At 43.4% G+C, this 13,778-nt stretch carries 15 protein-coding genes; 14 read left to right on the forward strand and 1 reads right to left on the reverse strand.

Features of this window, described 5'->3' with window-relative positions:
• The first annotated feature begins 16 nt into the window (after window positions 1-16).
• Window positions 17-460, forward strand: coding sequence for a DNA-directed RNA polymerase subunit delta (gene rpoE / locus B9Y89_RS07445; RefSeq protein WP_176222143.1), 444 nt, complete (start codon window positions 17-19; stop codon window positions 458-460).
• A 229-nt stretch (window positions 461-689) separates the two neighbouring features.
• A complete protein-coding gene (locus tag B9Y89_RS07450; protein ID WP_085522606.1) occupies window positions 690-2,288 on the forward strand; it encodes a CTP synthase in 1,599 nt (532 codons plus the stop codon).
• A gap of 180 nt (window positions 2,289-2,468) precedes the next feature.
• Here the strand turns inward: B9Y89_RS07450 and B9Y89_RS07455 are convergent, their stop codons facing one another.
• Window positions 2,469-2,996 (reverse strand): DUF2529 family protein, encoded by a 528-nt coding sequence (locus B9Y89_RS07455; protein WP_085522607.1) that lies wholly within the window; start codon window positions 2,994-2,996, stop codon window positions 2,469-2,471.
• Window positions 2,997-3,163: 167 nt separating this feature from the next.
• Here B9Y89_RS07455 and B9Y89_RS07460 point away from each other — a divergent pair, with 167 nt between their 5' ends.
• The 12 genes from B9Y89_RS07460 to spoIIR all read left to right on the forward strand — a co-directional run bounded on the left by B9Y89_RS07460 (window position 3,164) and on the right by spoIIR (window position 13,768).
• Window positions 3,164-3,529, forward strand: coding sequence for a response regulator (locus tag B9Y89_RS07460; protein ID WP_139822750.1), 366 nt, complete (start codon window positions 3,164-3,166; stop codon window positions 3,527-3,529).
• Between the two features lie 187 nt (window positions 3,530-3,716).
• Entirely contained in the window at window positions 3,717-4,580 is an 864-nt protein-coding gene (fba, locus tag B9Y89_RS07465; protein ID WP_085522609.1) for a class II fructose-1,6-bisphosphate aldolase, read from the forward strand.
• A gap of 75 nt (window positions 4,581-4,655) precedes the next feature.
• On the forward strand, window positions 4,656-5,309 hold the full coding sequence (gene fsa / locus B9Y89_RS07470) for a fructose-6-phosphate aldolase (protein WP_085522610.1): 654 nt from the start codon (window positions 4,656-4,658) through the stop codon (window positions 5,307-5,309).
• A gap of 112 nt (window positions 5,310-5,421) precedes the next feature.
• Window positions 5,422-6,708, forward strand: coding sequence for a UDP-N-acetylglucosamine 1-carboxyvinyltransferase (locus B9Y89_RS07475; protein WP_085522611.1), 1,287 nt, complete (start codon window positions 5,422-5,424; stop codon window positions 6,706-6,708).
• A gap of 83 nt (window positions 6,709-6,791) precedes the next feature.
• Entirely contained in the window at window positions 6,792-7,763 is a 972-nt protein-coding gene (gene glpX / locus B9Y89_RS07480) for a class II fructose-bisphosphatase (protein ID WP_085522612.1), read from the forward strand.
• A gap of 238 nt (window positions 7,764-8,001) precedes the next feature.
• Entirely contained in the window at window positions 8,002-9,264 is a 1,263-nt protein-coding gene (gene rho, locus B9Y89_RS07485; protein ID WP_085522613.1) for a transcription termination factor Rho, read from the forward strand.
• Between the two features lie 121 nt (window positions 9,265-9,385).
• Complete coding sequence (rpmE, locus tag B9Y89_RS07490; RefSeq protein ID WP_085522614.1) at window positions 9,386-9,589, forward strand: 50S ribosomal protein L31; 204 nt, start codon at window positions 9,386-9,388, stop codon at window positions 9,587-9,589.
• Between the two features lie 78 nt (window positions 9,590-9,667).
• Window positions 9,668-10,294, forward strand: a complete 627-nt coding sequence (locus tag B9Y89_RS07495; protein ID WP_085522615.1) for a thymidine kinase — start codon at window positions 9,668-9,670, stop codon at window positions 10,292-10,294.
• Between the two features lie 55 nt (window positions 10,295-10,349).
• The gene (locus B9Y89_RS07500) at window positions 10,350-10,808 is read left to right on the forward strand and encodes a hypothetical protein (RefSeq protein ID WP_085522616.1); all 459 of its coding nucleotides are present in this window, start codon (window positions 10,350-10,352) and stop codon (window positions 10,806-10,808) included.
• A gap of 123 nt (window positions 10,809-10,931) precedes the next feature.
• Window positions 10,932-12,002, forward strand: coding sequence for a peptide chain release factor 1 (gene prfA / locus B9Y89_RS07505; protein WP_085522617.1), 1,071 nt, complete (start codon window positions 10,932-10,934; stop codon window positions 12,000-12,002).
• Window positions 12,002-12,874 carry a peptide chain release factor N(5)-glutamine methyltransferase gene (prmC, locus tag B9Y89_RS07510; RefSeq protein ID WP_085522792.1) on the forward strand — a complete coding sequence of 291 codons (873 nt, stop codon included), beginning with the start codon at window positions 12,002-12,004 and terminating at the stop codon, window positions 12,872-12,874. The genes prfA and prmC overlap by 1 nt, the downstream gene beginning before the upstream one ends.
• 201 nt (window positions 12,875-13,075) lie before the next feature.
• Entirely contained in the window at window positions 13,076-13,768 is a 693-nt protein-coding gene (spoIIR, locus tag B9Y89_RS07515) for a stage II sporulation protein R (protein WP_139822751.1), read from the forward strand.
• The last annotated feature ends 10 nt before the right edge of the window (window positions 13,769-13,778 follow it).

Below are 13,778 nucleotides of genomic sequence, written 5' to 3' on the forward strand. Positions count from 1 at the left end.
AAGGGTGCAATTGGCAATGACGATGACAGCTAATGGACAGCCGATGATTGAAAGAGTTCATGATCTGCTTGAAAAGGATGGGCAGCCGAAGAATTTTTATGATCTTGTTGCACAATTAGATATTGGTGGCGCGGATGATGACCGCGGTCGTGCTTTAACCCGGCTTTTTACTAATATGACTGTCGATGGTCGATTCATATGTATCGGTGACAATTATTGGAGTCTGAAAAAGTGGTATCCTGTTGACCAGCGTGAAGAAGAAGTGGCTATCAAAATGAAATCAAAAGATAAGAAAGATAAGAAAGAGAAGAAAGGGAAAGCCGCTGATGATGTCGAGGTTGAGGATGAATTGGAAGGCTTGGATGAAGACCTTGATCTTGATCTTGACCTTGACTTAGATAAGGATGATGAAGCTGATAAGGGAGAACAACCGGCTCATGATGATAACTATGACGACTAAGAAAAGTTTTGCTTTTTAACAGCGTGTTTGGTACAATCATTTTTGGGCTATTAATTCGAATAATAAAGGATTCAAAGTCATAGTGAGGCCCTCCTATTTTTGGAGCGGCGTCACTTTTTTTTATGGGAAAGTTTCTTCAGGAGCTCCCGATTGTCAGGTTAACGTTGAAACTTTCAATACAGACTAACCCTATATAACTTTTTGATGATCTGATGAAGGGGATGTGAATATGACAAAATATATTTTTGTGACCGGCGGTGTGGTTTCTTCCCTTGGTAAAGGTATTACAGCGGCATCTCTGGGACGCCTTTTGAAAAACCGCGGCTTGAGTGTGACGATACAAAAATTTGACCCTTATATTAATGTTGATCCAGGTACAATGAGCCCTTATCAACATGGTGAAGTGTTTGTGACCGATGATGGTGCAGAAACCGACTTGGATCTGGGTCACTATGAACGGTTTATTGACATCAATCTGAACAAGTATTCCAATGTTACCACGGGGAAAGTGTACTCAACAGTTTTAAAAAAAGAGAGACGCGGTGATTACTTAGGTGGAACAGTTCAAGTTATCCCCCACGTCACTAATGAAATCAAGGATCGTATATATCGCGCTGGAAAAGAAACGAATGCGGATGTTGTGATTACCGAAATTGGCGGCACGGTTGGGGATATTGAAAGTCTCCCGTTTTTGGAAGCCATCCGGCAAATGAAAAGCGACGTTGGCATAGACAATGTGATGTATCTCCATTGTACGCTTGTACCTTATATTAAAGCAGCGGGTGAAATAAAGACCAAGCCAACCCAGCATAGTGTTAAAGAGCTGCGGAGTTTGGGCATTCAGCCGAATGTGATTGTCGTGCGCACCGAAATGCCGCTGTCGCAAGAAATGAAAGACAAGATTGCTTTGTTCTGTGATATTGATCCGAAGGCCGTTATTGAAGCTATGGATGAAGAAACATTATATCAAGTGCCTTTAGCTTTACAAGAACAGCATTTGGATCAGATTACGTGTGATCATTTAAAATTATCTTGCGGACAAGCGGATATGACCGAATGGAAGCAGCTAGTTAATAAAGTTTCCAATCTTAATGGAGCGGTAACCATTGGTTTAGTTGGTAAATATGTCGACTTGCAAGATGCTTATATTTCCGTTGTTGAAGCTTTGAAACATGCCGGTTTTGCGTATGATGCCGATGTTAACGTCCAATGGATTAACTCGGAAAAAGTTACGGATTACAATGTCAATGATATGCTGGCTGGTGTTGATGGTATTCTTGTTCCCGGTGGTTTTGGTGACCGTGGTATTGAAGGCAAGATCCGCGTGATCACATTTGCTAGGGAAAATAAAATTCCATTCTTGGGAATTTGTTTGGGAATGCAATTAGCTTCCGTTGAATTTGCCCGCAATGTTGTCGGATTGAAGGGTGCCCATTCCGCTGAAATTGATCCGTCAACGCCTTATCCGATCATTGATCTATTACCGGAACAAAAAGAAGTCGAAGATTTAGGCGGGACATTACGCCTTGGTATTAATCCGGCTAAAGTTCAGGAGAATACTCACGCATTCCGAGCTTATGAGGATCAAGTGATCTATGAACGGCATAGACATCGTTATGAATTTAATAACGAATACCGCGAGACAATGAAGGAATACGGTTTTGTCTTTTCTGGGATTAGTCCCGATGGGCGATTAGCCGAAGTTATCGAAATTAAGGATCATCCTTGGTTTGTAGCTTCCCAATTTCACCCTGAGTTCAAATCAAGGCCGACACGTCCGCAGCCCTTATTTAAAGATTTCGTAGGTGCGGCCCTGGGGGAAAAATGAAGGTACGAGCGAGGAACACCATTAAGTATGATTCAAACGCTTGAGGTTTTTGGCACAGAGGTTTATAGGTGAAAAGGTGAAAAAGGGAAGCTGGTCAATAGGGGGAGGCGATCCCCCCTATATTTTATAATTCAGCACGCTTCGATAAATTCCTTCAAATTCCCCAAAATTTTTACATAATCAGTAAAAATCCTGTTCTGTTAGGATTTCGTATGTCGATAAATATAGTAAATGATACGCATAAAAAGCAGCTAATGTTGAAGGGTGTCCGACTTTTTGACCATCATCCATCGGAATCATTGATCGATTCGAGTCTGTATTGATGACGATGTCTGTCATAGACGCCCATTGTGGCACTGTTTGTGGGGTGATGATGACACATGATGTGCCTCTTGCCTGTAATTGTTTTGCGGTATCTGCAACATCTGCAGTTTGGCTAGTATCATCGATAATAAGGGCTCGATCCCTTTCCGTTGTCGCAACTAGCTCCTCATTTTGGAATAGAAATTGAGCTTCTGGAATGGCATTAGGGCCACAAACAGCTTCATAGGCAACCCCAATCATCCGGCCCATACCCCAACAGTAGATCGTGCCATCAGCAATGGACGCTTGAGTCAGTAATCGCGCACCATCTTCAATGTCGAAGGCACTGTTTTCATTGATGTTTTCGAAAATCCCTTGGAGTTGTGTTTGATAAATTTTGTGCATCTTAAGCACCTCCTACCCGATTATTTTCATCGTAACATATAGGAATCTGATGGAGTGATATGTAGATTTTAGCAGGAGTTTAGAAATATGTGGCGAAATATCCAATCTAGAAAAGAATGCAGGTAGATAGATCTTTATAACAGATGAAGTAGGAAAGGCGGATGATCATGGCTCAGCAAAAATTACTGATAGTGGATGATCAATATGGGATTCGAATTTTACTTGATGAAATATTTCAAAAAGAGGGTTATCAAACATTTCAAGCAGCTAATGGTGTTCAAGCCTTGGATATCGTTAAAAACGAGCAGCCCGGTCTCGTTGTTTTAGATATGAAAATTCCCGGTATGGATGGACTGGAAATTCTAAAGCGGGTTAAAAAGGATTACCCAGATATCAAGGTGATTATTATGACAGCCTATGGCGAATTGGATATGATTCAAGAAGCGATTGACCATGGTGCTGTGACGCATTTTTCTAAACCATTCGATATTGAGGAAATATTATCGGCTGTTAAAGGTGAACTTCCGGTCTGATCATAAAAAAGGTTTGGTGAATGGAAGATTTTAAGTTATTAAAGTCAACCATTTTCTGATTAATTTCATGTTATGATATAATTGATTTTGCCTAAGCCGATTAGGGTGAATGGGTTTGCTTGTCTTTTTAATGAAATGTGTGAGAGTAGCAAACTAAAGCTGATATGTCATAAAGGAGGACACACTTATGCCATTAGTTTCAATGACGGAAATGCTTAAGAAGGCCAAATCTGAGCATTATGCCGTTGGTCAATTTAACATTAATAACCTCGAATATACGCAAGCGATTCTTCAGGCAGCTGAAGATGAACAATCGCCGGTCATTCTAGGAGTTTCTGAAGGGGCAGCCAAATATATTGGCGGTTTTCATGTAACTGTCCAATTGGTTAAAGCTCTTATGGAACAGTATGGCACTACTGTTCCCGTCGCCATCCATTTGGATCATGGATCTTCCTTCGACAAATGTGTACAAGCGATTCGGGCCGGATTCACTTCGGTCATGATTGACGGCTCTCATTATCCTTTGGAAGAAAACATTGCTCTAACGAAAAAGGTCGTTGAGGCCGCACATCCTGCAGGGGTTTCCGTGGAAGCTGAACTAGGACGTATTGGTGGTCAAGAAGATGACGTTGTTGTTGAAGATGCTGAGGCTGCCTACGCGATTCCATCTGAGTGCAAGCAGCTGATTGATGAAACAGGTGTGGATTGTTTTGCTCCAGCACTTGGTTCGGTTCACGGTCCATATAAAGGCGAACCCAATCTCGGCTTTGATCGTATGGAAGAAATCAGCAAATTAACCGGCGTTCCGCTCGTGCTTCATGGAGGCAGCGGCATACCGATTGCTGATGTACAAAAAGCGATTCGCTTTGGTCATGCCAAAGTTAATGTCAATACGGAAAGTCAAATCGCTTCTGCTCAAGTTGTGCGTCAAGTTTTAGATGAAAAACCCGAACTGTATGATACACGTAAGTACTTTGGTCCAGCACGTGATGCTATTAAAGAAACAGTTGTTGGCAAAATGCGTGATTTTGGTTCGTCCAATAAGGCATAAGTTTAAGCCAATTGGATAACGGTTAGGTTAAGTCACTTGATTCATCAATAACTTTTTAGGGGGGAGTTGCCTAAGATGAAATATTTCATTGATACGGCAAATGTTGAGCAAATTTCGGAAATTAATGACTGGGGCATTATTGACGGTGTGACGACGAATCCGACACTTGTTGCTAAAGAAAACGCGGATTTTACTGAGCGATTAAAGGAGATCACAGCTATTGTATCGGGTTCGGTTAGCGCTGAAGTCGTCGCAACAGATGCTGAAGGCATGATTGCAGAAGGCAAACAACTTGCTGCCATCGCGCCGAATATTACGGTCAAAATTCCGATGACATCAGAAGGACTGAAAGCAGTTAGTCATTTGCATGCAAATAACATTGATACCAATGTGACCCTTGTGTTTTCTGCCAACCAAGCTCTTCTAGCTGCAAGAGCCGGGGCAACTTATGTTTCGCCTTTTATCGGTCGGCTTGATGATATTGGGCAAAGTGGCACTGAGTTAGTGGGACAGATTGCTGAACTATTTGCGGTGCATGAGCTAGATACGCAAATTATAGCAGCTTCTGTTCGCCATCCCCAACATGTTATTGATGCCGCGTTATCCGGTGCTGATATTGCGACACTGCCTTATAAACTGTTCAGTCAGCTCGTCGGGCATCCATTGACTGATAAGGGATTAGCGGCATTTCTGGAAGACTGGCATCAATATAAAGGGAACCAAAAGTAAAAGATTTAATGCATAATGCATCTACTTTTACACATAATACGGTGTAAAATATGACATCAGGGTTTATGTATATGTACCATAACCGTGAGATGACAGAAAAGGGAGTCAACCCATGGATAAGCTAATGATTGAAGGCGGTCAGCGCCTTAAAGGGACCATACAAGTCAGCGGAGCAAAGAATAGTGCAGTTGCGTTGATACCGGCAGCTATTTTGGCGAAAGACACTGTTACCATTGACCAATTACCAAATATTTCAGACGTACAGACCCTGTCCGAATTGTTGGAGGAAATTGGTGGTACTGTCCAATTGGAAGGTGATGCATTGACTGTTGACTCAAGTCAAATGGTATCTATGCCGCTTCCAAATGGCCGGGTGAAAAAGCTAAGAGCTTCCTACTATTTAATGGGAGCTATGCTGGGCCGGTTTAAAAAAGCTGTTATTGGTTTGCCTGGAGGGTGTAATCTTGGCCCACGTCCCATTGATCAACACATTAAAGGTTTTGAGGCCCTAGGTGCCGAAATTACAAATGAGCAAGGGGCAATCTATTTGCGTGCTGAAGAACTGGTGGGTGCACGCATTTACCTTGATGTTGTCAGTGTCGGGGCAACGATTAATATTATGTTGGCGGCTGTAAGAGCCAAAGGCAAAACCGTCATTGAAAACGCGGCGAAGGAACCGGAAATTATTGATGTTGCAACGTTGTTGACGAGTATGGGAGCTAAAATTAAAGGTGCGGGAACGGACGTTATCCGCATTGAGGGTGTTCAAGAGTTACACGGCTGCCGTCATTCGATTATTCCTGATCGTATCGAGGCTGGAACATTTATGGCTGCGGCTGCTGCCATGGGTGACCAGGTTCTCATTGATAATGTCATTCCACAGCACGTTGAATCTTTGACGGCAAAACTTCGTGAAATGGGGATCCAGGTAGAGATCGGTGATGATCAAATGATGATTTCTAATTCAGGAGATCCGTTTAAGAAAATTGATGTCAAAACACTGGTATACCCAGGATTCCCGACGGATTTACAGCAACCTTTGACATCGCTGTTAACGCAGGCTGATGGCACAAGCATGGTCACCGATACGATCTATACATCCCGTTTCAAACATGTCGATGAACTGCGGCGAATGGGTGCGGATATCAAGGTTGAAGGAAGTTCGTCAATCATTCACGGTCCGGTGACCTTACAAGGTGCACGCGTCCGGGCAACAGATCTACGCGCAGGAGCGGCTTTAGTGATTGCGGGTTTAATGGCCGACGGTGTTACGGAAGTGACAGGCGTTGAGCATATTGACCGTGGTTACAGCCTTTTAGTAGAAAAGCTAAAAGGTATTGGTGCCAAAATTTGGCGTAAAGACTTGGATACCCGAGAGCAAGAGCAGGTTATAACTTGATATTCATCTTGGAAATCGTCTAATCAGGCGGTTTTCCATTACAAATAAATGGAAGCGTTTTACATTGAGGGGGAGAACCGGATATGGAAAGAAGTCTATCAATGGAATTGGTCCGCGTAACTGAAGCAGCTGCCTTAGCTTCAGCGAGGTGGATGGGACGTGCCAAAAAGGAAGAAGCTGATGATGCGGCCACAACGGCCATGCGTAGTGTGTTTGATACTGTACCTATGGAGGGCACAGTTGTTATTGGCGAAGGCGAAAAAGATCAAGCTCCAATGCTCTATATCGGCGAAGATTTAGGAACGGGAGATGGACCAGGGGTTGATGTTGCCGTTGACCCTGTGGAAGGAACCAATATTGTTGCTAAAGGGACGTGGAACGCTTTAGCAGTCCTCGCGATTGCTGACCGGGGAAATCTATTACACGCCCCGGATATGTATATGGACAAAATCGCCGTCGGGCCCGAGTCCGTCGGAAAAATAAATCTTGATGCGCCTGTGGTTGATAATCTAGAAGCTGTAGCGAAGGCAAGAAATAAAGATGTTGAAGATTTGGTGGTCGTCATCTTAGACAGGCCCCGACATGATCAATTGATCAAAGATGTCCGCAACGCAGGTGCCCGCATCAAATTAATACCAGAAGGCGATGTAGCCGCCGCCATTCACACAGCTTTTGATAACACTGGCGTTGATATGTTATTAGGGCAAGGTGGAGCCCCTGAAGGTGTTATTTCTGCGGTGGCGTTAAAGTGCCTAGGAGGAGAAATTCAAGGAAGGTTAATGCCGCGTAATGATGAAGAATTAAACCGCTGTTTGAACATGGGCATAAGTGATGTCAATCAAGTCTTGCACATGGAAGACTTAGTTAGCGGTGATGATGCTATTTTTGCAGCTACCGGTGTGACCGATGGCGAGCTCCTTCGAGGTGTCCGTTATCAAGGTAATAAAGGTCGTACACAATCATTAGTCATGCGAGCCCGTTCAGGAACGGTTCGTTTTATCAACGGTGATCATAGTCTTATTAAAAAACCGAATCTCGTGATCAAAAATGAATAAGCACTAGCTTTTGCTAGTGCTTCTTGAAAAGATGGGGAAACAAGCGTATAATTCACTGTTGTTGCTTGACAGTGTCCTTGCCTGTATATAAATTAGCGTTACCGGCAAAGCTATGAATAGTTACTGCAAATCAAGCACTTCTCTTAATTTCTTTCAACTCTTCCTAATTTATTTTTTCTTCTCTCAGATTAGCTATTTACCAATGCCAATTACGAAAACTGAAAAGTGTGGTGTCATAATGGAAGTCACATTGGCAGAACTTGAGAACATGAAGTTAAAAGAACTTTATGATCTTGCCAAACAATATAAAGTTTCATATTATAGTAAATTAACAAAACGAGAACTGGTTTTCTCTATATTGAAAGCCCGTGCGGAAAATGACGGATTGTCATTTATGGAAGGCGTTTTGGAAATCATCACTTCAGAAGGATTCGGTTTCTTACGACCGATTAATTATTCACCGAGTTCCGAGGATATTTACATATCCGCTTCCCAGATCAGACGCTTTGACCTTAGGAGCGGTGATAAAGTTTCCGGGAAGGTGAGACCGCCTAAAGAGAATGAAAGGTATTTCGGTTTACTGCATGTTGAGGCGGTTAACGGTGATGATCCTGAAACTGCTAAAGACCGTGTTTATTTTCCGGCATTAACCCCTCTATATCCGGAAAAGAAAATGTCGTTGGAAACGCATGCCAAAGGCATATCAACCCGTGTCATGGATATGATTTCCCCAGTTGGATATGGCCAGAGGGGACTTATCGTTGCTCCGCCTAAAGCGGGTAAAACCATGTTGCTAAAGCAAATCGCAAATAGTATCACAACGAATCATCCCGATAGTGAACTCATTGTCCTTCTCATAGACGAGCGTCCTGAAGAAGTCACTGATATTGAACGTTCAGTTGACGGGGATGTCGTCAGTTCAACTTTCGATGAGGTTCCCGATAATCATATAAAAGTCGCTGAACTTGTCCTTGAACGGGCGATGCGATTAGTGGAACACAAAAAAGATGTTGTCATCCTACTGGATAGTATTACGCGCTTAGCAAGAGCCTATAACTTAGTCATACCACCAAGTGGACGAACCTTATCTGGAGGGATTGATCCCGCTGCGCTTCATAAGCCAAAACGATTCTTTGGTGCCGCTCGAAACATTGAAGAAGGCGGCAGTTTAACGATTTTGTCCACCGCCTTGGTCGAAACAGGTTCAAGGATGGATGACGTCATTTTTGAAGAATTTAAAGGTACGGGGAACATGGAACTCCACCTTGACCGCAAACTGGCTGAGCGCCGCATCTTTCCAGCGATTGATATTCGCAAGTCCGGAACACGTAAAGAAGAGATGTTAATTGAAAAGGATCACTTAGATAAGTTATGGTCGATCCGCAAAACGATGGACGACTCATCCGACTTTGTTAATCACTTCTATCGTCGTTTGCGCCAAACGAAATCAAATGAAGAATTTTTCCGGCTGTTTGAGAAAGAGAAGAGTGGTCAATCTTAAGGGAATTTTAAATGGAAAAAATTCGATTTGCATATCCCTCTTTAGGTTGATATAATAAATGCTGTTGCGATAGAGAAACTCTGGTTTGAGAGATAATCAGGGCATAAAGGAGATGGAAAGCATGAAACAAGGAATTCATCCAGAATACCATAAAGTCACTGTTAAATGCTCTTGCGGCAATGAATTCGAAACAGGCTCCGTTAAAGAAGGGCCTCTTAGTGTAGAGATTTGCTCGAATTGCCATCCGTTCTACACAGGTCGTCAAAGATTTGCTGATAGTGGTGGCCGTGTTGACCGCTTTAAGAAAAAATATAATCTTAAGTAATAATGATGAGATCCTGAGACAGGCAAGTCTTCTTGCCTGTTTTCTTTATATTTTTCCGCTTAAAAGGAGCGCACGCCCATGCAGTTAACCAATCAAAATGGCTGGCTTGAGTGTATTTGTGGCAGCATGTTTTCAGGAAAGTCTGAAGAGTTGATCCGCCGCGTCAGACGTGCGACGTTTGGCAAGCAGAAGGTCGAAGTATTTAAACCCGCTGTTGATAACCGTTATAGTGAGGAAGCCGTTGTTTCGCATGCGGGTCATTCCGTTGTTGCTAGACCTATTGACCAAGCGCAGCAAATCATGGCTCTTAAGGAAGCTGATACTCAAGTCATAGCTATTGATGAAGCCCAGTTTTTTGCTGCCGATGTTGTTACAACTGCTGAAGTGCTGGCAGATCAGGGTGTCCGGGTGATTGTGGCCGGGTTAGACTTAGACTTCCGTGGGGAGCCTTTTGGACCGATGCCGGAATTGATGGCGGCAAGTGAGACCATTAGCAAATTAAATGCCATTTGTATGGTTTGTGGTTCACCAGCGAGCCGCACACAGCGATTGATTGACGGTCATCCGGCAAATTATCATGATCCGGTTATATTGGTGGGTGCTTCGGAATCTTATGAGCCGCGTTGCCGGCATTGTCATCAAGTTCCCAGCCACACGGTACCCAAGACGAGCACGCCAGAAACGGTGGAAGTAGGAGAAAATTAGCAGGCAATAAACATCTTTTTATGGGAAAAGCTACCCGTGAGGAGGTGTTTTTCTTATGAAAAAATCGCTTCTCATCGGAGCTTTGGCTTTAACGGTTACACAAACAGGTTGTGGGGTGCAGACGGCAGAGGAGAATGATGTGACGCCCTATGACACCAGTGCTGAGAATAAGAATGCTGGTGACAACTATTTTGGACTTGGTCCTGTGAGTGATTATTTTTCAAACCGCAATCAAGATGCAGGCAACTCTTATGACGGTAACCGGACACCAGAATACTCGAATATGGGGACCAAAAACTTTAATTATGGCCACGATCGGGACATGATTCGCCATACAATTAGCGAAAAAGACCATTTTACGCCAGGTTCCGTTAGATTTGCCGGGGGTAAGGCGGTTGTAGGTGCTAAATATAAAGGGCCGGATGCCGCTTATGACAGGCAAGTTAAAGAACTTAAGGACACACTGCAAAGCCAAATGGTTCGATATAATATCGTGCTTCGTGTCAAAAGATAGGTGCGGGAGTTTCGCCTCCCGCACAACAATACATATGATATAAGTGCCTGACTGTTTTTTTGACTAGGGGTGTCTACTGTACTATAATAGCTTTGTTATCGGAAAAGATCGAGGTGAAGCAACGTGCTTGAACGTTTGCAATCAATTGAAGATCGTTATGAAAAATTGAATCAACAATTAATGGATCCTGAAGTCATTAATGACGCTAAGAAACTTCGTGAATATTCGAAAGAACAGGCTGATTTACAAGACATTGTACAGACATACCGTGACTATAAAGAGGTCATCGAAGAGTATGATGGCGCCAAAGCTATGGTTGCGGATGAAACCGATCCAGATATGAAGGAAATGGCGCGTACCGAAATGGAAGAATTGGGGGATCGTCAGCAAGAATTAGAGGAACAATTGAAGAAAATGATGATGCCAAAAGACCCCAATGATGATAAGAATGTGATTGTAGAAATCCGAGGTGCCGCTGGCGGGGATGAAGCTGCTTTGTTCGCAGGTGATTTGTATAAGATGTATACGCACTATGCTGAAACCAACGGATGGAAAGTGGATGTCATTGAAACCAGTGAAAATGAAGTTGGCGGTTTTAAAGAAGTGATTTTTATGGTTAACGGTCAAGGCGCGTATTCCAAGCTCAAGTTTGAAAGTGGTGCTCATCGTGTTCAACGTGTGCCCGAAACGGAATCGGGCGGACGTATTCATACGTCCACAGCAACGGTTGTTGTGTTGCCGGAAGCTGAGGAAGTTGAAGTGGATATTCAAGACAAAGATATTCGTGTTGACACATTCGCTTCGAGCGGTCCCGGAGGTCAAAGTGTTAATACAACGATGTCGGCGGTCAGGTTAACGCACGAGCCCACAGGTATTGTCGTCTCCTGTCAGGATGAAAAATCGCAAATTAAGAATAAAGAAAAAGCGATGAAAGTGTTGCGGGCGAGAATTTATGACAAGTATCAAAAAGAAGCTGAGCAGGAATATGATGAACATCGGAAGTCAGCAGTCGGTTCTGGTGATCGTTCTGAACGGATTAGAACTTACAATTTCCCACAAAGCCGGGTCACGGATCATCGGATTGGCTTAACGCTTCACAAACTAGATCAGATATTAGAAGGTAAGCTTGAAGAAATCCATGAAGCGTTGATAGTTGAAGAACAAGCCAAGTTAATGGAAGAGGCCGAACAATGATGAAGCGATCGATTCAAGAAGCCCTGAGATGGGCTTCTTCTTTTTTAAATCAATATGGACGCGATGCGAATGTTGGTGAAATTCTACTAAGGGATCGCCTGCAGGTGGATCGGACAGAGTTGCTCACACGCCTGCAAGATCCGCTGGATATAGCTGATGATGATTGGCTTGAGGAAAAAGTTCGCGATCATGTTATGAAAGGGATTCCAGTTCAGCATATCACGGGTTACGAATGGTTTTATGGCCGTCCGTTTACGGTCAGCCCGGATGTACTGATACCGCGCCCGGAAACAGAAGAATTGGTTGCAGGAACATTGCGACGGGCACAGCATATGTTTCCGCAAAGGTCGACCCACGTATGTGATATCGGGACAGGCAGCGGGATATTGGCGGTAACATTGGCTTTAGAACACCCGGAATGGTATGTGAGTGCCGTTGATATATCTCATGAGGCTCTAGATGTTGCCCGGAAAAATGCAGCGAATTTAGGCGCTAACATCGCGTTCTATCATGGCAATTTGTTGGAGCCCTTGTTGCTGACAGGACACCAAGTGAACGTATTCATATGCAATCCACCGTATATCCCTGATCCTGATATGCTTAGTCTTGATGATGTTGTGAAAGATCATGACCCCGCCATTGCCCTAGCCGGCGGTGAAGATGGTCTCTCCATGTACCGCCGTATCATCGCTGATTTACCGAAAGTTTTGATGGATAAGGCGCTCGTTGCTTTTGAAATTGGCTCAGGACAAGGAATGAGTATTAAGAATATGCTTGTGGATGTATTTGGTGCTAACGCAAGGGTCGAGATTGAAACCGATATAAACCAGAAAGAGCGAATGGTATTCGCGATTATCCACAATAACAAATAAAATTTTTTGTTGACTTTTGAAAGGTCGAGCTTGAGGAGGCTCGCGGATTGCCCGCGGAAAGTGACCCTATTTCCGCTACACAATATACTGAAAGAACAACAATGTATACGAAAACAGCCAAATTTTAAAAGAATCATAGTATGAGATTTGTGAGATCCGTCTATAATGCTGATAAAGAAAACGGCAAAGGGCGGGTGTCACATGAATATTAAGCGAACGTTATCCCTAAAACAAGTTAAAAATAAATCTATCTTTATCCTGGTCTTATCTACGATTCTATTTATGATTCTCATGCAAACGCAGCAAAATCTATCGCAGGCATCAAACGATAAGAAGAAGATCCCTGACAATGCCATACGATTAAGGATCTTGGCTAATAGTAATTCAGCTGCTGATCAGCAAGTGAAGCGCGACATTCGTGATCAAGTCAATGCGAATGTGAAATCTTGGGTATATGATCTGACCTCAGCAAGTCAAGCCAAGCAAGAGATTAAGTCACACTTGGATGATGTTCGTTCGACAGTTCGGGAACAGCTTAAAGCTCAAGGGCTTGATCAAGATTTCACGGTACAACTTGGTCCTGCTAAGTTTCCGACCAAAATGTACGGCGGTTATGTTTATCCGGCGGGTACTTATCAGGCTTTAGTGATTACTTTAGGCAGTGGTGAAGGTGCTAATTGGTGGTGTGTCTTGTTTCCACCGCTTTGCTTCTTGGATTTTGAACATGGCGATGCCGTGAAAGCCAAAGATTCACAACCTGCTCAATCAAATAGTCATCAAAGTGATGCTGGATCTTCTAAGGGCGGAGCGGAACAAGCCGAAAAACCTGAAGTGAAGTTCTTTATCGTGGACATCTTCACGGCTATCATCCATTTTTTTAAAAACTTATTTTGAATTTGTTCTT

It is taken from the genome of Tuberibacillus sp. Marseille-P3662, assembly GCF_900178005.1.
Lineage (GTDB): Bacteria > Bacillota > Bacilli > Bacillales > Sporolactobacillaceae > Marseille-P3662.

Excerpts from the sequence above, each read along its gene's own strand:
- spoIIR (WP_139822751.1), top strand. The coding sequence starts at position 13,076 with ATGAATATTAAGCGAACGTTATCCCTAAAACAAGTTAAAAATAAATCT.
- B9Y89_RS07450 (WP_085522606.1), top strand. The coding sequence starts at position 690 with ATGACAAAATATATTTTTGTGACCGGCGGTGTGGTTTCTTCCCTTGGT.
- fsa (WP_085522610.1), top strand. The coding sequence starts at position 4,656 with ATGAAATATTTCATTGATACGGCAAATGTTGAGCAAATTTCGGAAATT.
- rho (WP_085522613.1), top strand. The coding sequence starts at position 8,002 with ATGGAAGTCACATTGGCAGAACTTGAGAACATGAAGTTAAAAGAACTT.
- B9Y89_RS07495 (WP_085522615.1), top strand. The coding sequence starts at position 9,668 with ATGCAGTTAACCAATCAAAATGGCTGGCTTGAGTGTATTTGTGGCAGC.
- fba (WP_085522609.1), top strand. The coding sequence starts at position 3,717 with ATGCCATTAGTTTCAATGACGGAAATGCTTAAGAAGGCCAAATCTGAG.
- B9Y89_RS07460 (WP_139822750.1), top strand. The coding sequence starts at position 3,164 with ATGGCTCAGCAAAAATTACTGATAGTGGATGATCAATATGGGATTCGA.
- rpmE (WP_085522614.1), top strand. The coding sequence starts at position 9,386 with ATGAAACAAGGAATTCATCCAGAATACCATAAAGTCACTGTTAAATGC.
- prmC (WP_085522792.1), top strand. The coding sequence starts at position 12,002 with ATGAAGCGATCGATTCAAGAAGCCCTGAGATGGGCTTCTTCTTTTTTA.
- glpX (WP_085522612.1), top strand. The coding sequence starts at position 6,792 with ATGGAAAGAAGTCTATCAATGGAATTGGTCCGCGTAACTGAAGCAGCT.
- B9Y89_RS07500 (WP_085522616.1), top strand. The coding sequence starts at position 10,350 with ATGAAAAAATCGCTTCTCATCGGAGCTTTGGCTTTAACGGTTACACAA.
- B9Y89_RS07455 (WP_085522607.1), bottom strand. The coding sequence starts at position 2,996 with ATGCACAAAATTTATCAAACACAACTCCAAGGGATTTTCGAAAACATC.
- B9Y89_RS07475 (WP_085522611.1), top strand. The coding sequence starts at position 5,422 with ATGGATAAGCTAATGATTGAAGGCGGTCAGCGCCTTAAAGGGACCATA.
- rpoE (WP_176222143.1), top strand. The coding sequence starts at position 17 with ATGACGATGACAGCTAATGGACAGCCGATGATTGAAAGAGTTCATGAT.